At 45.3% G+C, this 16,542-nt stretch carries 10 protein-coding genes; 5 read left to right on the top strand and 5 right to left on the bottom strand.

Features of this window, described 5'->3' with window-relative positions:
* Positions 1-32: 32 nt before the first annotated feature.
* Positions 33-1,940 (top strand): pyruvate dehydrogenase complex dihydrolipoyllysine-residue acetyltransferase, encoded by a 1,908-nt coding sequence (gene aceF / locus DFP76_RS16390; protein ID WP_113875644.1) that lies wholly within the window; start codon positions 33-35, stop codon positions 1,938-1,940.
* A gap of 381 nt (positions 1,941-2,321) precedes the next feature.
* On the opposite strand, the gene DFP76_RS16385 is transcribed toward aceF, so the two are convergent.
* Together DFP76_RS16385 and rne are read right to left on the bottom strand one after the other, a co-directional pair.
* Positions 2,322-3,974 (bottom strand): SulP family inorganic anion transporter, encoded by a 1,653-nt coding sequence (locus tag DFP76_RS16385; RefSeq protein ID WP_181799868.1) that lies wholly within the window; start codon positions 3,972-3,974, stop codon positions 2,322-2,324.
* Between the two features lie 114 nt (positions 3,975-4,088).
* Positions 4,089-7,355 (bottom strand): ribonuclease E, encoded by a 3,267-nt coding sequence (gene rne / locus DFP76_RS16380; protein WP_181799867.1) that lies wholly within the window; start codon positions 7,353-7,355, stop codon positions 4,089-4,091.
* Between the two features lie 473 nt (positions 7,356-7,828).
* Here rne and DFP76_RS16375 point away from each other — a divergent pair, with 473 nt between their 5' ends.
* The 3 genes from DFP76_RS16375 to DFP76_RS16365 all read left to right on the top strand — a co-directional run bounded on the left by DFP76_RS16375 (position 7,829) and on the right by DFP76_RS16365 (position 10,287).
* Positions 7,829-8,797, top strand: a complete 969-nt coding sequence (locus tag DFP76_RS16375; protein ID WP_113875642.1) for an RluA family pseudouridine synthase — start codon at positions 7,829-7,831, stop codon at positions 8,795-8,797.
* Between the two features lie 221 nt (positions 8,798-9,018).
* Positions 9,019-9,495 carry a hypothetical protein gene (locus DFP76_RS16370; RefSeq protein WP_113875641.1) on the top strand — a complete coding sequence of 159 codons (477 nt, stop codon included), beginning with the start codon at positions 9,019-9,021 and terminating at the stop codon, positions 9,493-9,495.
* Positions 9,496-9,522: 27 nt separating this feature from the next.
* Complete coding sequence (locus DFP76_RS16365) at positions 9,523-10,287, top strand: CLCA_X family protein (RefSeq protein WP_113875670.1); 765 nt, start codon at positions 9,523-9,525, stop codon at positions 10,285-10,287.
* Positions 10,288-10,371: 84 nt separating this feature from the next.
* On the opposite strand, the gene gcvP is transcribed toward DFP76_RS16365, so the two are convergent.
* The 3 genes from gcvP to glyA all read right to left on the bottom strand — a co-directional run bounded on the left by gcvP (position 10,372) and on the right by glyA (position 15,039).
* Complete coding sequence (gene gcvP, locus DFP76_RS16360; protein WP_113875640.1) at positions 10,372-13,236, bottom strand: aminomethyl-transferring glycine dehydrogenase; 2,865 nt, start codon at positions 13,234-13,236, stop codon at positions 10,372-10,374.
* An 86-nt stretch (positions 13,237-13,322) separates the two neighbouring features.
* The gene (gene gcvH, locus DFP76_RS16355) at positions 13,323-13,706 is read right to left on the bottom strand and encodes a glycine cleavage system protein GcvH (protein WP_113875669.1); all 384 of its coding nucleotides are present in this window, start codon (positions 13,704-13,706) and stop codon (positions 13,323-13,325) included.
* A gap of 55 nt (positions 13,707-13,761) precedes the next feature.
* On the bottom strand, positions 13,762-15,039 hold the full coding sequence (gene glyA / locus DFP76_RS16350) for a serine hydroxymethyltransferase (protein WP_113875639.1): 1,278 nt from the start codon (positions 15,037-15,039) through the stop codon (positions 13,762-13,764).
* 372 nt (positions 15,040-15,411) lie between these two features.
* On the opposite strand from glyA, the gene gcvT reads away from it, so the two are divergent.
* Entirely contained in the window at positions 15,412-16,512 is a 1,101-nt protein-coding gene (gene gcvT / locus DFP76_RS16345; RefSeq protein ID WP_113875668.1) for a glycine cleavage system aminomethyltransferase GcvT, read from the top strand.
* Positions 16,513-16,542 lie beyond the last annotated feature (30 nt).

The raw sequence follows: 16,542 nt of genomic DNA, 5'->3' as shown, positions 1-16,542 counted from the left end.
TTTGATGCGTCTAAACGACAAAGGAGATTTCTGTGAGTACTGAAATCATTCGAGTACCGGATATTGGCGGTGCGACTGATGTCGAAGTTATCGAGGTCAGTGTTAAGGTTGGTGACATTATTGAAGTTGACCAATCAATTATTGTTTTAGAAACGGACAAGGCTTCAATGGATGTGCCTTCATCGCAAGCAGGTAAAGTAACGAAAATTTCCGTTGCTGAAGGCGATAAAGTGTCTGAAGGTGATGAAGTTCTAGTGATCGAACTTGAAGGTTCCGCTAGTGTTGATCAGCCTGCTGAAGCAGAACAAGCAGCTGGGTCGACTGCTGCACCTGCACCTGCTGCTACGTCTAGTGAGCAACAAGTTGTTGTACCTGATATTGGTGGTGCTACAGACGTTGAGGTGATAGAGCTTTGTGTCGCTGAAGGTGATCAGGTAGAAGAAGGTGATTCTTTAATCGTTCTTGAAACGGACAAAGCGTCAATGGATATACCTTCACCATTTACAGGTAAAGTTGGTGCTATCTCTATCAAAGTAGGCGATACAGTGTCAGAAGGAAGTGCCATCTTAGCCATGGTTACGGAATCTGCAGGTGCCTCTGAAGAGGTTGCTGAGCCTGCTCAACAGGCAGCCGAAGCTGCACCTGTTGCGACTTCTGGTGGTGTCGAATCCGTTAAGGTGCCTGATATTGGCGGTGCTGAAGGTGTTGATGTCATCGAAGTGGCGGTTGCCGCTGGCGATGAGGTCAAAGAGGGTGATTCAATCATTGTGCTTGAAACAGACAAAGCATCAATGGACATTCCTGCGCCTAAATCCGGTAAAGTGAAGTCTATCTCTATAAAAGAGGGCGATCAGGTTTCTGAGGGTGATTTGATCCTAGAGCTTGAAGTGGAAGGGGCTGTTTCAGCACCTGCTACACAAGCAACAGCGCCAGCACCAGAGAAGAAAGCCGAAGCGCCAGCTGCAAGTCAGCCAAAAGCGGCGGCTCCTGCTGTAGATCAATCTGCTGTATTGACTGAGCCATCCAAGAAAGTTCACGCAGGTCCTGCTGTTCGCATGTTGGCTCGTGAGTTGGGTGTAGATTTATCGCTTGTTCGTGCTACTGGCCCTCGTGGTCGTATCTTGAAAGAAGATCTACATGCTTATGTTAAAGCGGCTGTACAGAAGGCGGCATCTGCACCTACTGCGGGCGCGGCCTCTGGTGCAGGTTTGCCAACGGTTCCAGATCAAGACTTTAGCAAGTTCGGTGAAATCGAAATTGTTAAGATGAGTAAGATCCAGCGATTGACAGCTGAAAACATGGTTCGCAACTCTTTGGTTGTGCCACAAGTGACTCAGTTTGATAAAGCCGATATTTCGAATCTAGAAGAATTCCGTAAGAGCTTGAAGCCAGAAATGGAAAAGCAAGGTGTGAAATTGACACCACTACCATTCCTGATCAAAGCCGTTGCGCAAGCAATGGTGGCTAACCCAGCATTCAATGTGTCTTTGATGGCTGATGGCGAAAGTTATGTGCAGAAGCACTATGTCAACATCGGTATTGCTGTTGATTCCCCTGTTGGACTTGTTGTTCCTGTATTGCGTGATGCGGATAAGAAATCTGTTGTGCAGATCGCAAAAGAGGCGGGCGTGTTGATCAAAAAAGCGCTTGATAAGCAGCTTAAGCCTGCTGATATGCAAGGTGGCTGTTTTACTATCTCTAGCCTTGGTGCGATTGGTGGTACTGGTTTCACGCCTATTGTTAACTGCCCAGAAGTAGGGATTCTAGGTGTGTCCAAAGCCGATATCGAACCACGTTGGAACGGTAAAGACTTCGAGCCTCGCACTATGTTGCCTTTGTGCTTGTCTTATGATCACAGAGCCATTAACGGTGGTGATGCAGGTCGCTTCTTAACTTACTTGAACTCACTGTTGAGCGATGTTCGTCGTCTAACACTGTAATCTTCAGGTCTGCTATGCATACTAAAAAGCCACTCATTTTGAGTGGCTTTTTTTTGTGCTTACAATATGTCTATTGGTGGCTTCAGTTGTATATTTCATACATGCTGAATTGTACTGATTTAAATGCTTTCTAAGGGTTATTTGGGCGTCTATTTCTGCGACGTATGTATTTACTAAGGCTTTGCTTGTCTTGCATGAAAAGCCGTAAATCACTTAGTTAGCAAGTTAGCAAGTTAGCAAGTTAGCAAGTTAGCAAGTTAGCAAGTTAGCAAGTTAGCAAGTTAGCAAGTTAGCAAGTTAGCTTAATAGGGATGAGTTTTTGGGTTATAAAAAAGCCTATCGATAAACGATAGGCTTTTGAAGGTTGTGATTATGAAAAGGTTAGGCAGAAGTTATGCTGTTTGTGGCATGTTCAAGTGCTTGTAGGCGCGAATCACAAAAAGCATTATCAGGAAGTCGACTAATAACGCCAAGTTTTTCAAGTCGCTCTGTGGTTTGTCCATTAGGGCTGTAAATGTATACGGCACAATCAGCATCGATAGCGTCTTTAATGGCGTTCTCCAGAGCTAAGCCAATGGTTAAATCCATCATAGGTACCGCGCTTAAATCCAATACAACCGCTTGGTAGTTATGAATTCGATTATGATGCTTAGCGATGGCTTTACTTGCCCCAAAAATCATTGGCCCGGAAAGATAGAATAGCAACACTTTGCCATTTGCATTGTCTAGCAAACTCTTTTCGTCTTCGGTCAGTGGAATGTCGTCGTCGGCATCACTGATTGCTTTCACATTGCCAGACTGCAGGCGGCTAAGCTTCTCGATGGTGATGATGTTGGCAATAAACACCCCAATACCTACCGCAACCATGAGGTCAACGAAGACAGTTAACGCCATAACGCCATACATGATAATGGTAGGGGATAAGGCAACTTTGTGGGCTCGCTTCAGGAAGCTCCAGTCAAGGATGTTGATCCCTACATAGAGGGCAATTCCGGCCAGTACAGCCATAGGGATTGGGCTGATTAATTGTGACGCTCCGAGTACAACAAGTAGCAGGATAATGGCGCGAGTGATGCCTGCAAGAGGGGATTTTGCCCCTGTTTGAATGTTCACTACTGTTCCCATGGTTGCACCAGCGCCAGGTAGGCCGCCTAGTAAGCCAGAAACGAAGTTGGCCACGCCTTGGCCAATTAACTCGCGATTAGAGTCGTGCTCTTTACGAGTTAAGCTATCTGCAATGACTGCTGTTAAGAGTGTGTCAATGCAGCCTAGTGTTCCCAACACCAATCCGTTAATGATCATTTCCATAATCACTGAGAACTCAAAGGTTGGCCAATGGATGGAAGGGAGTCCTGATGGAATAATGCCGATTCGACGGACATCAGAGTCATCAAATAGGATGATCGAAATTAGAGTGATGGCAACTAGGGCAATCAGTTGGGGAGGCGCATAACGACGCCATTTTTTGGGAACGTAAAACAACACGCCCAATGTCATGAGCCCAAGAAATAACTCGGAGAATTTTAGGTTCATCAATAGGTTGGGGAGGGCGGTAAGTGTGCCAACCACGCCGCCAGCTGGAGACGGGTGCCCTAAGAAAGGGGCCAGTTGTAGAATAACGAGAATAACGCCTATACCAGACATGAATCCGGAAATAACACTGTAAGGCATCAGTGTGATGTATTTACCGAGTTTTAAATAGCCTAGGGTTATTTGAAACGCGCCTGCAATCATCACCACAGTAAACGCCATGGCTAGACCACTTTCAGGGCTGCTTGCCATCATGCTGGTTAGTACAGCGGTCATGATAACTGTCATAGGGCCGGTTGGCTCGGAAATTAGGCTAGTGGAACCGCCAAATAGTGCCGCAAATAACCCAACTAAAATCGCACCCCAAAGGCCGGCTTCAGCGCCCGCGCCTGAGGCAACGCCAAACGCGAGTGCAAGAGGGAGTGAAACAACCGCAGTGGTTGCTCCTCCAAATAAGTCACCAACTAATGTCCAATCTTTGAACCTAGAAAAATCAATAATCATTGAATTTACCTATCCGTTTTTAATCAAAATCAATCCGTTGAAAAAGTCTACATTTGTCTGTAAAAGAGCCCGCAAAAGCGGGCTCTAAGTAAAAGAATAAAGAATCAATTAATCCTAATTTGATTCAGCGCTTTCTTCTACTGGTTTGCCTTCTTCGCGAGCCAGTCTAGGGTCGTTTTTAACGCGACCTGATGTGGCGCGGCGTCGAGAAGAGGCTGCATTGCGTTTTTCTTCTTGCTCTTGGCGGAACTTTTCTTGCTGGGCAAGAATCGCTTCTGGCAGTTCAACCGGTGCAGTCGTTTCAGCGCTTGCTGCTTTGGCGACAGGCTTGCCACGACCGCGTCGAGGAACACGAACTTTTTTATCTGTCGCTTGCTCTGTTTCAGCGTTGTCGACTTGAGCGTCGTCTACTGAAGTGCTTTGCGCTTGATTAGCTGAGGTGGTCTCTTCACTAGACTGCTCTGCTGGGCTGACGGCTTCTTGTTGAGGGGCTAGTTCAGCCTTCTCGGTGGTCGTCTCTTCAGCTACCGGCTCTTCTGTTTTCGTTGCTTCGACATGTGCAGTGTCTTGTTCTTTGGAATCTTCTGAACTGCTTGCTTCAGAGGTCTGTTTTGCAGGCACTTCCTCGGTTGTTGCTTGTTCTTGAGAGGATGTGTCAGCACTTGTTTCCGCCGTAGTGTTCTCAGTCGTTTCAGCTGGCTCAACATCTTTTTTCGATGTTTCAGCTTCAGCAGCGACATCAGCACTTATTGCGTCTGCTTTTTCAGATTCTTTGCTTGTCGTCTCAGAATCAGTCAAATCAGACGTTTCTTCCGATTGGGTAGCTTCTGACTCAGCAGTTTGTTCTGCTTTACTGATTTGTGCCTTAACCGACATTTTTGGCTTAGGTTTCACGACTTCTTCTGCTTTCGCGTCTGAGGTTGTGTTGCTTTCAGCTTCTTTGTCTGTTTGAGCTTCAGATGTTGCAGCATTGTTTTCATCAAGTGCTTGTGTTGCCGCTTCAACAACCTCTGCGCTGATTGGAGCAGTGACTTCGGTTGAAGTTTCTACTGGTTCAGCTGGAGCGGTAGTTGCTTGAGTCTCAGGTTGTTCTGTCTCTGCTGCATTATTCTCTGTGGTGTTCTCTTCGCGCTGAGGGCGGCGAGAACGACGTGAGCGGCGAGAACGACGTTGTTGAGGCTCATCACCAGAGTTTTTCTGCTGATTAGACTGATTTTCAGCCTCGGCTTTTTCCGCAGATTCTGCTTTTGCAGCTTGTTCTGCTTCTTGAAGTTTTGCGTTTTCTACTGCTTCATCTTTGATTTTGCCATTGCGACGACGATTTTCATTGCGGTCGCGTTTGCGCTCTTTAACGTCAGGCACTTCTTTCTGCTGACGTGCGGCTTTTGGTGTCTGCTCTTGTGTCTCGGTCTTATTGTCCTGATCGTTTTGACGGTTAGGGCGGTTGTTACGACGACCGTTATTGTTTTTGCCACCAGCTTCAGCTTGCTCACGACGAGATTGACGTGTTGAACGTGCTTTCTCTTGCGACTCTTCACGTTCAGCGCTTTGGTGTTTTACGTTGCGCTTGTTGCGATTTGGTCGTGCATTTTTGGGTGCATTCTTATTAGTGTTGTTACGAGTGTTTTTATTGCTCGTGGTGTTTTTGGTATTTTTGTCTGTATTTTTTGAGTCAGTGGACTCACCAAATAGGGCCGTAATGATACGACTCAACAGGCTAGGCTTGCTCACTTTGCTCGGTTTACTTTTTACTGGCACATTAGTGTGTGCCGGTGCAGGGGCCTTTGGAGCAATGCTGGTAACAGCTGCTTGTTGACGAACGACTTCATTTGCCTGGCGTGGCTCGTATGGAGGCTGCTCAGGTGTCTCTACTAGCGTGTAGCTTGTATCGTTCTGTGATACGACTGAGTTGTCATCACGGATTCGTTCAACTTCAAAGTGCGGTGTTTCCATGTGTGGGTTTGGCACAAGGATGATATGAACACTATTGCGCTTTTCAATTTTAGCAATGTTGGTGCGTTTCTCGTTCAATAGGAAAGTAGCAACAGAGACAGGCAACACAGCGCGAATTTGTGCTGTACGCTCTTTTGCGCACTCTTCTTCGATTAGACGAAGTACAGACAAGGCAAGTGATTCAACATCACGAATGAAGCCCTGACCGTTACAGCGTGGGCAAACAATGCCGCTGGTCTCACCCAAAGATGGGCGCAAGCGTTGACGAGACATTTCAAGTAGGCCGAAGCGTGAAATGCGACCTAGCTGAACACGAGCTCGGTCAGCTTCAAGCGCCGTTTTCATGCGATTTTCTACTTCTTTCTGGTTACGCACTGGTGTCATATCGATGAAGTCGATGACAACCAAGCCGCCAATATCTCGAAGTCTTAGTTGGCGAGCAATTTCATCTGCCGCCTCAAGGTTGGTCTGAAGGGCGGTTTCTTCAATGTCGCCACCTTTGGTTGCTCGTGCCGAGTTGATATCGATAGATACCAGAGCTTCGGTAGGGTCAATCACAATAGAGCCACCAGAAGGTAAGCGTACTTCTCGTTGGAAGGCTGTTTCGATCTGGGTTTCAATCTGGAAACGATTAAATAAAGGCGTTGAATCTGTGTAAAGCTTAATGCGAGATTTAAAGTGAGGCATGACTTGCATCACAAAGTTAACGGCATCTTGGTAAGCTTGTTTTTCATCAATCAGCACTTCGCCAATGTCTTCACGCAAGTAGTCTCGAATGGCGCGAATAACAATGTTACTTTCCTGGTAAATTAGGAAAGGAGCAGGCTTCTCAGTTGCTGCTTTGGTGATAGAGCTCCATAGGGTTTCTAGGTAGTCCAAATCCCACTGAAGTTCTTCTGTTGAACGACCAACCCCTGCAGTACGGACAATTAAACCGCCATTTTCGGGTGTTTTCAGACCGGACATAGCTTCTTTCAATTGCGAGCGATCATCACCATCAATACGACGAGAAATACCGCCAGCACGTGGGTTGTTCGGCATCAATACAAGGTAACGACCGGCCAAGCTAACGAAAGTAGTCAGAGCGGCACCTTTGTTGCCTCGCTCTTCTTTGTCAACCTGAACGATGACTTCCTGACCTTCGCTGATCACATCTTTGATGTTGATGCGGCCGTCATGGTTGGCTTTTTTGGAGAAGTAAGTTTTAGATATTTCTTTGAGAGGAAGGAATCCGTGGCGATCTGCGCCAAAATCAACAAATGCGGCTTCAAGACTCGGTTCTACTCGAGTAATTTTACCTTTATAAATGTTGGACTTTTTCTGCTCGCGAGAGCCAGATTCGATGTCTAGGTCATACAGACGTTGACCGTCTACTAGTGCAACGCGCAACTCTTCTTGTTGAGTTGCATTTATTAACATTCTAATCATTTTATGTGTGAACTCTGTTAGCGGATACGAAAACGCCACAGCAGTGTCAGGGCAACCATTAATCAATCTGACTCAAAATTATAGAGCAAATCATTCAGTTTTTTGTCTGGCGAGATGAATACAGGATTCATTTATTTCTAACTAAACGCGTGTAGCGGTCGCTGCCTCGATTATTACTAAATAGTCTCTTTAACTGGTCTCGTTTCTTTGCCTTTTTGTCAAACATCGCGAACGCGCGGTTGAGCAATTTAATGAAATTCCTTCCACTGATGCGGTTTTTTCCGAATCATGCGGTTTAATATTTAAGATTAACTGTTACAGAGGTAAGATAGGGGCCAAAGTGTCGCTCTGGCAGTATCATTCAATTCTTGCTTCTTATCTTCGAGGCGTTTTGTTGCCTCTTACCCTTTGCGATATTTAATATAACAGTAAAAACTAAGTGCTTCAATTATAAAGGAAACCAATCTTTGCATATGTCTGAAACAGACCCGAATTTAGCCCCTCGTCCCGCCGTACGCTATGTAACGATAGATGAAAACAATCATGGTCAAAGGATTGATAATTTCCTTGTTACTTTTTTGAAGGGTGTGCCTAAGGGGAAAATTTATAACCTACTGAGAAAGGGTGAAATTCGCGTTAATAAAAAGCGAACCAAGCCAGATTATCGATTGCAGTCGGATGATGTGGTTCGTATTGCGCCAATCGTGATTGCCCCAGAGGCTAAAAAGCCAGATCTATCCGATAAGCTAAAAAATGAGATCGAATCTCGAATTGTGTATGAGGATAAAGGCTTGTTAGTGGTTAATAAGCCATCTGGATTGGCCGTGCATGGTGGCAGTGGGCTGAGCTTTGGTTTGGTGGAAGTGGTGCGTCAAATGCGTCCACAAGAAAAATTTATTGAGCTTGTTCATCGTTTAGACCGAGATACCTCGGGTTTAATTATGATTGCCAAAAAGCGATCGGTTTTAAAAGAACTGCATACCGCGCTACGTGAAAAAGAAGGCGTACAAAAAACGTATTTGGCGTTGGTTTATGGTGGTTGGCCAAAACGTAAGCAACAGGTGAATGCGCCTTTGTTAAAAAATGAGCTTAAATCCGGTGAGCGAGTGGTAAAAGTTCACACAGATGGCAAAGAAAGTTTAACTTTGTTCAAATTGGTTAGGCAGTTTGAAGGTTATAGTCTGATTGAGTGTGAACCTATTACGGGTAGAACACATCAAATTCGCGTGCATACCTTGCATGCTGGTTATCCTATTGTGGGCGACGATAAATATTCGCCAGCGGAAGATTTGAAGGCCAGCAAAGCATTAGGTTTTAAACGTTTGTGTTTGCATGCCACGCGCTTGGTTATAGAGCTTAATGGCGAGAAAAAAGTCTTTGAAGCCCCTCTAGAGGATGAGTGGCAATCTTTGATGAGTCATACTCTAAAGGCGCTCTATTAATCTTATCGGCTTTCATTCTACCTAGAGTAAGTTCGTGGCACCGGTTGTCACGAGCTTGTTATTTTATCCTGCCTTAATTAGTGCTTTTTATTCTTGTTAAATGGTCTGTATTGATCATGAGATTTACAGATGAGATTCAATTGTGCATTTGTATTAATAAGTCTTGTCGCTATTCATTGGCTCAGGCTTAATGATCGGACTATTAATGTAATGAGCACCTAATGATGTTGATGTCTACATTAAAATATTTAAAGTCGTTTACCGCGACCTGCTTGGTGGTGATTTCGCCAATTGGTTTCACTGGCACTGCAGAAAATACTAACGCATTCGTTCAATCTATTTCTGATGTTAGGGCCAGTTCCGCTTCAAATAATCGAAATGATAGAAAGAAGCAAGATGATGAATTGCCATCGCTATTGTGGCAACAGACATTCAATTCTGTTGGTAGGCAGCTGGAGTCGCAAGGCTTCCCCAGGAATCTTGAACAACAAATTGCTTTAACTAAGATTGAAGAGGCGTATCAGGATGAAGTTGATCGTTTACTTGACTGGCAAGATGAGCAAATTATAACGCTGGCTCAAGACGAGCATGCGATTGCAGCGCTACGTGCTCATGTGCAATGCGAGTTGTTAGCCTGTAAACAAGTTAAACAAGCCAAACTGGAACAAGTTAAGCGTCTATATTTGCATAAGATATAAAACCAATAACAAGAAGCTAAAATGCCAATGTCCCATCCTTCTGAAACCCAAATCTCTTTTGTCTCAATCCGGCGTCAATTTGATTTTCGCGGGATTGAAATGGGTCGTTGGGTTACCCCCCATGAACGAGATCGAGCGGCGATCAACTTTTATCAAGCTTTGTTGGATCTAATGACTGTCTTGCAGGGGCCGGAAACCTTAATCTCATTACGTGGAACGCTAGGGTTGCAATATGGTAAGGGTGGACAGCCTGGCGTAGCAGCACATTATACTCCAGCGACCAGGCAGCTTGCCTTAGCGAAAAATGCGGGGGCTGGTAGTCTCGCACACGAATGGTTTCATGCCTTTGATCACTATATCGCAGAAAAACTGTACCCTCATTCACCGGCTCTGAGTTTTGCGTCTAGACAGTGGCTAAATTTGTCTGATGTGACACAGGTTTCTAATCATCCTTTGAATCTGGCTTTAATTGACTGCTTTAAAGTCATTATGTTGAATCCGGCGGGGGATGAAACTAGTGAGTTGTTTCGTGCGTCTCAGCAAGCGGATCAAGAATATAATATTTTATATTATGCGAAGCCTGAAGAACTCTGTGCCCGCTCTTTTGAAGCGTTTGTCGAAGATGCATGCCCTAATAATGATTTTTTGGTCAGAGGGTCGCGATATTCCACAGAAGCGAGCCGTGGTTTGTATCCACAGGGACGGCAAAGGGAGCGTATTAATCAGGCTTTTACGATCTACTTTCAGCAGCTTGGCAGGGCACTTTGGAGGGAGGTAGAGAATAGCGAATAAAAAAGCGAGACTAACAGATTGTTAGTCTCGCTTTAGGTTGTTTCTACTCAGAGGCAAATGTAGATCTCAGTTTTGATCGTAGAATCAGCCTTCGTAGCTTTCAATCGGTGGGCACTCACAGAATAAGTTGCGGTCACCGTAAACATTGTCAATTCGACCTACTGGCGGCCAATATTTTCTAGCTTTAATCCAAGCCAATGGATAGGCTGCTTCTTCGCGAGTGTAACCGTGGCTCCAATCCGCTGCTAACAAGCTTGCCGCTGTATGTGGGGCGTTAACAAGTGGGTTGTCCTCCAAGCTCCATTCGCCAGCTTGAACCTTACTAATTTCTTTGCGAATTTGAATCATGGCGTCACAAAAACGATCCAGTTCTTCAAGGTTTTCGGATTCTGTTGGCTCAATCATCAAGGTGCCAGCCACAGGGAAAGACATGGTAGGCGCATGGAAACCAAAGTCCATTAGGCGTTTAGCAATGTCTTCTTCTGAAATGCCAGATTCTGCTTTTAACGGACGAATGTCGATGATGCATTCGTGAGCAACTGTATTGTTTTTGCCAGTATAAAGTACGGGGTAGTGCTCACCCAGACGTTTGGCCACATAGTTGGCGTTTAAGATGGCGTTATAGGTTGCATCTTTTAAGCCTTGGTCGCCCATCATTTTGATGTACATCCATGTAATTACAAGAATGCTGGCACTGCCGTAAGGGGCGGCAGATACAGCGCCATGTTGTTCTTCCATGTCCAAAACAGGGCTAATAGTGTGGCCTGGTAAGAAAGGTGCAAGGTGTGATTTCACGCCAATTGGTCCCATTCCTGGGCCACCACCACCGTGTGGAATGCAGAAGGTTTTATGCAAGTTTAGGTGAGACACATCGCCACCAAAGCTGCCCGGAGGGGCAATACCAACCAAGGCGTTAAGGTTAGCGCCATCAATGTAAACTTGGCCGCCATATTTGTGTACTGTGTCACATACTTCACGAATGTGCTCTTCAAACACGCCGTGAGTAGAAGGGTAAGTCGCCATAATGCAGCTAAGTTGATCTGCGTGTTTTTCTGCTTTTTCCGCAAGATCGGTCAAGTCAATGTTGCCGTTTTCATCGCATTTAACAATGACGACCTTCATTCCGGCAAGAGCGGCCGAAGCGGGGTTGGTGCCGTGAGCCGAACTTGGTATCAGGCACACATCACGGTCATGATCGCCGCGTGACTTATGGTACTTGTCAATAGCGACCAAGCCAGCATATTCGCCTTGAGCACCAGAGTTAGGTTGTAAGGAAACCGTATCATAACCTGTGGCTTTAGAGAGCATCGCGATCAGCTCTTGTAGCAAGGCGTGATAACCAGACACTTGGTTGTCTGGTGCAAATGGGTGAATGCGGCCAAATTCGGCCCAAGTCACAGGAATCATTTCAGAAGCGGCGTTCAGCTTCATGGTGCATGAACCTAGTGGAATCATGCTTTGATTAAGAGCGATGTCTTTGACTTCAAGCTGATGCATGTAACGCATTAGTTCGGTTTCGCTGTGATGACTGTTGAATACAGGGTGGGTCAGAATCTCGTCTTGGCGTAATAGGTTGTCTGCAATACCAAAGCGAATGTCCATGTTGGCAATGCTATCAACATCGGTTGTCACGCCAAAACAGGCTAAGATATCGACGATATCTTGAGGCTTGGTTGTTTCGTTTAAAGCGATAGATAAGCTGTTGTCACTGGCACGATAGAAGTTCATTAACTTCGCTTGTGCATTGTCATAGATGGCTTGCGTTTTATCGCCGGTTTCAATAATGAGTGTGTCAAAATGACTAGTATTGCTACTAAAGCCATTAGCTTGCAATTGAGTAGCAAGAAGGTGTGTTAGTCCAGCAACGCGAGAGGCAATTTTCTTAAGACCGTCTGGTCCGTGATAAACCGCGTAAAAGCTGGCCATCATAGCGAGCAGGGCTTGTGCCGTACAAATGTTGGACGTGGCTTTCTCGCGACGGATGTGTTGTTCACGAGTCTGCATCGCCATACGCAGGGCTGGCTGATCGTGACTGTCTTTGGAAACGCCGATGACGCGACCAGGCATGGAGCGCTTAAATGCGTCTTTTGTCGCAAGGAAGGCAGCGTGTGGGCCACCAAAGCCCATTGGTACACCGAAACGTTGGGCGCTACCAAAAACAATGTCTGCACTCATGTCGCCTGGGGATTTTAGCAAGACAAGAGAGAGTAGGTCGACGGCCACGCTGACTAGAGCTTTTTGTTCGTGAGCGGCCGCAATGAAAGAGGTTAAGTCATTTACTTCACCATCGATGCCTGGATATTGAACAATGGCGCCGAAGATATCGTGATCATTCAGTTTTTCTAGCTTATCCACCACCACGTCAATACCGAGTAATTCAGCGCGAGTTTTCACCACATCAATGGTCTGCGGCAAACAATGATCTGCCACAAAGAGTAAATTGCTTTTCTTTCGGTTTGAGCGCTTCATTAGCGTCATGGCTTCCGCGGCAGCCGTCGCTTCGTCCAACAGTGATGCGTTGGAGATCTCCATCCCTGTTAGGTCAATAATAACTTGTTGGAAGTTTAGTAGTGCTTCTAGACGACCTTGTGATATCTCAGGCTGGTAAGGCGTGTAAGCGGTGTACCAACCTGGATTTTCTAATAGGTTTCGTAAAATAGGTGATGGTACAAACGTATCGTGATAACCCATGCCAATAAAAGAACGTGCGACTTTGTTTTGTTGTGCTATGGCTTTAAGTTCGACTAAGGCATCGTTTTCGCTGACTGCTTGAGCACTTAAATCTAGGTTTGCTTGGCGAATAGCCTCAGGAACCGTTTTTTCAATCAATTCAGCGAGATCGCTTGCGCCAATGGTGGTCAGCATTTTAGCTTGTTCTTGGCTATCTGGTCCGATATGGCGAGCGATGAATTCGTCGTTGTTCAACAAATCGCGGATGCACGATGTCATAGTTCAATCACCTATTAAAAGAAGAGAAGAGAGAATATGCTCTTTCATGGTAATGAAAGAGCAGGGCAGTTCGAATGAGAGTCTAATTACTCAATGGAGTCGGCGTAGCCTGATGCATTGAGTAATTTATCAAGATCAGCTGGGTCACTAAGTTTGATTTTAGCGATCCAAGCGCCTTCATAAGGTTCTTCATTGATTAGCTCAGGAGCGTCTTCTAGTGCTTCATTGACTTCAATGATTTCACCATTAACTGGGGCGTAAATATCTGATGCAGCTTTTACAGATTCAATTAGTGAAAATTGCTCTGAAGCTGTTGTGGCTGTGCCTACTTCAGGTAATTCGACGTAAACAACATCGCCAAGCAAGTCTTGTGCATGATCCGTAATACCAACTGTGACAGTGCCATCACCATTGTCTAGAACCCACTCATGTGAATCGGCGTATTTTAAATTTTCTGGGATAGTGCTCATCTGTTGTTTGCCTCTTAAAAAAATACCCAAGAGGAAGTCCCCTTGGGTATGTTGATTAGCGGTAAAGTGGGAAGCGTTTGCAAAGTTCTTTCACTTCTGCAAGTACGCGAGCTTCTACTTCTGGATTACCTTCTGGCATTGCCACTAGGCCATCAAGAACATCACTGATTAGGTGACCCACTTTGCGGAATTCTTCTTCACCAAAACCACGAGAAGTCGCAGCAGGTGTACCAATACGGATACCTGATGTGATCATTGGCTTTTCAGTGTCAAATGGAATGCCATTTTTGTTACAAGTGATACCGGCACGTTCAAGTGCTTTATCGGCCATATTACCTTTGATGCCTTTCGGACGTAGGTCAACCAGCATTAGGTGGTTATCGGTACCACCAGTGACCACATCACAACCACGTTCAATCATCACTTCAGCCAAAACTTTGGCGTTAGTAACCACTTGATCAATGTAAGTTTTGAACTCAGGCTTCAATGCTTCACCGAATGCCACAGCTTTACCGGCAATCACGTGCATTAATGGGCCACCTTGGTAGCCTGGGAATACAGCAGAGTTAATTTTTTTGCCCAAATCCAAGTCGTTAGACAAGATCATGCCACCACGAGGACCGCGCAATGTTTTGTGAGTCGTTGTTGTCACAACATGAGCGTGTGGTAGTGGTGATGGATGAGCACCTGTGGCAACAAGACCAGCGATATGAGCCATGTCGACAAATAAGTAAGCGCCAACCTTGTCAGCAATTTCACGGAAACGTTTGAAATCGATAACGCGAGGGATCGCGGAACCACCAGCGATGATCATTTTAGGTTTGCATTCTAGTGCTTGCGCTTCAATAGCATCGTAGTCGATCAAAAGAGTATCAGGGTTAACTTGATATTGAACAGCATTAAACCATTTACCAGATTGAGCTGGTGGCGCACCGTGTGTTAAGTGACCGCCTGCATCAAGTGACATGCCAAGAATTGTGTCGCCTGGTTGTAATAGTGCCAGCATAACTGCGCCGTTTGCTTGTGCACCTGAGTGAGGCTGAACATTAGCAAATTCACAGTTAAACAATTGTTTCGCACGGTCAATGGCCAATTGCTCAGTTACGTCAACCGCTTCACAACCACCGTAATAGCGACGGTTTGGATAACCTTCCGCGTATTTGTTTGTCAGCACAGAACCTTGCGCTTCAAGTACGGCTTTTGAAGTGATGTTTTCAGAGGCAATCAACTCAATGCCAGTTTCTTGGCGTTCTTGCTCTTCTGTAATCGTTGCATAAAGCTCAGGATCTCGCTCTGCGAGAGTTTGGCTGAAAAAGGCTTCGGTGTTGGCCATGGGGAAATTTCCTCTTAAATAAACATGTATGCCCATAAGACAATGAGTCTTCGCTATAATAACACTTTGGCAGTCTAAGGTGATGAAAAAAGATCATCTTTCTTAGAGCGTCAGTCATTGTCCTGTTCACGTCAATTTTTGCTTATCATAATCAAAAAGTTTCCAATTGGAAACATGAAAAACTCACTTGCGTTAAAAAAATGTTTGATCATTCTATTTGACCGAATGGTCTGGTTTTTTATCTATATTGTACGCTGCAATGTGGCGCTTGGTTTAAATAAAAGCCGAATGGCACTTGTCAACAAGGCTGCCTTTTGGGTAACCTGTTTCCAATTGGAAACTTTCTCAAACAAGAATCTTGCAGGTAATAAAATGAAACGTACTGCCTTATATGAACAGCATATTGCTAGTGATGCCAGAATGGTTGAGTTTGCAGGTTACGAGATGCCTGTGCAGTATCCACTAGGTGTGAAAAAAGAACATTTGTGGACACGAGAGCAGGCAGGGTTATTTGATGTATCCCATATGGGGCAGGTTATTTTAAAAGGTGCGAATGTTAAATCTGAGCTTGAGGCAATCTTACCTGTTGACGTGCTTGGCTTGGCAGAAGGTATGCAGAGATATGGCATGTTTACCACTCAAGAAGGTGGGATTGCTGATGATCTAATGTTTGCTAATTGGGGTGACAAGGTATTTATGGTGGTAAATGCGGCTTGTAAAGAGCAGGACATTGCTTACCTAAAAAGCCAATTAACCACATCAGAGGTGGAAGTGGTTGAAGATCGTGCATTGTTGGCTATTCAAGGGCCTAAAGCCCGTGATGTATTTTCTCGCCTTGTGCCGGACGCGGCTCAAATGACCTTTATGCAGAGCTTGGTATTTACTTGGCAAGGGGTCGAGCTTTGGGTGAGTTGTTCTGGCTACACAGGAGAAGATGGCTACGAAATTTCGGTTCCTAACGAGTATGCAGCAGAATTTGCGCAAGCATTGCTGTCTCAGAATGAAGTCGAATGGATTGGTCTTGGGGCGCGTGATTCTCTTAGACTGGAAGCGGGCTTATGTTTATACGGTCATGACCTTGATACCAATACCACTCCTGTTGAAGCTTCTTTAAACTGGGCAATTCAAAAAGTTCGCCGTTCAGGTGGGGAACGTGCAGGGCAATTTGTTGGTGCGGATATTATTCTGCCTCAGTTTGAACAAAAGCCAGCGAAGAAGCGAGTTGGTTATCTTGTAGATGGTAGAGCGCCTGTACGTGAAGGGGTTGAGCTGGTGACAGCAGATGGTAGTAAAGTAGGTCAGGTTACCAGTGGCGGCTTTTCACCAAGTTTGTCTCAGCCCATTCTAATGGCTTATGTTTCAACCTCTGTTCTTGATTCAGGTGACGCTGTTTTTGCAGAGATGCGTGGTAAGCAAATTGCTTTAACACAAGCAAGCATGCCTTTTGTGCCATCTCGATACTACCGCGGTTAAATTCGTTTCCCTGTAATCAGGTTTATAATG

This window comes from Marinomonas aquiplantarum (assembly GCF_003314975.1).
Lineage (GTDB): Bacteria > Pseudomonadota > Gammaproteobacteria > Pseudomonadales > Marinomonadaceae > Marinomonas > Marinomonas aquiplantarum.
This window is presented reverse-complemented; position numbering and strand designations above follow the sequence as displayed.

Excerpts from the sequence above, each read along its gene's own strand:
- gcvP (WP_113875640.1), bottom strand. The coding sequence starts at position 13,236 with ATGACATCGTGCATCCGCGATTTGTTGAACAACGACGAATTCATCGCT.
- rne (WP_181799867.1), bottom strand. The coding sequence starts at position 7,355 with ATGATTAGAATGTTAATAAATGCAACTCAACAAGAAGAGTTGCGCGTT.
- DFP76_RS16375 (WP_113875642.1), top strand. The coding sequence starts at position 7,829 with ATGTCTGAAACAGACCCGAATTTAGCCCCTCGTCCCGCCGTACGCTAT.
- DFP76_RS16365 (WP_113875670.1), top strand. The coding sequence starts at position 9,523 with ATGTCCCATCCTTCTGAAACCCAAATCTCTTTTGTCTCAATCCGGCGT.
- DFP76_RS16385 (WP_181799868.1), bottom strand. The coding sequence starts at position 3,974 with ATGATTATTGATTTTTCTAGGTTCAAAGATTGGACATTAGTTGGTGAC.
- glyA (WP_113875639.1), bottom strand. The coding sequence starts at position 15,039 with ATGGCCAACACCGAAGCCTTTTTCAGCCAAACTCTCGCAGAGCGAGAT.
- gcvH (WP_113875669.1), bottom strand. The coding sequence starts at position 13,706 with ATGAGCACTATCCCAGAAAATTTAAAATACGCCGATTCACATGAGTGG.
- gcvT (WP_113875668.1), top strand. The coding sequence starts at position 15,412 with ATGAAACGTACTGCCTTATATGAACAGCATATTGCTAGTGATGCCAGA.
- DFP76_RS16370 (WP_113875641.1), top strand. The coding sequence starts at position 9,019 with ATGATGTTGATGTCTACATTAAAATATTTAAAGTCGTTTACCGCGACC.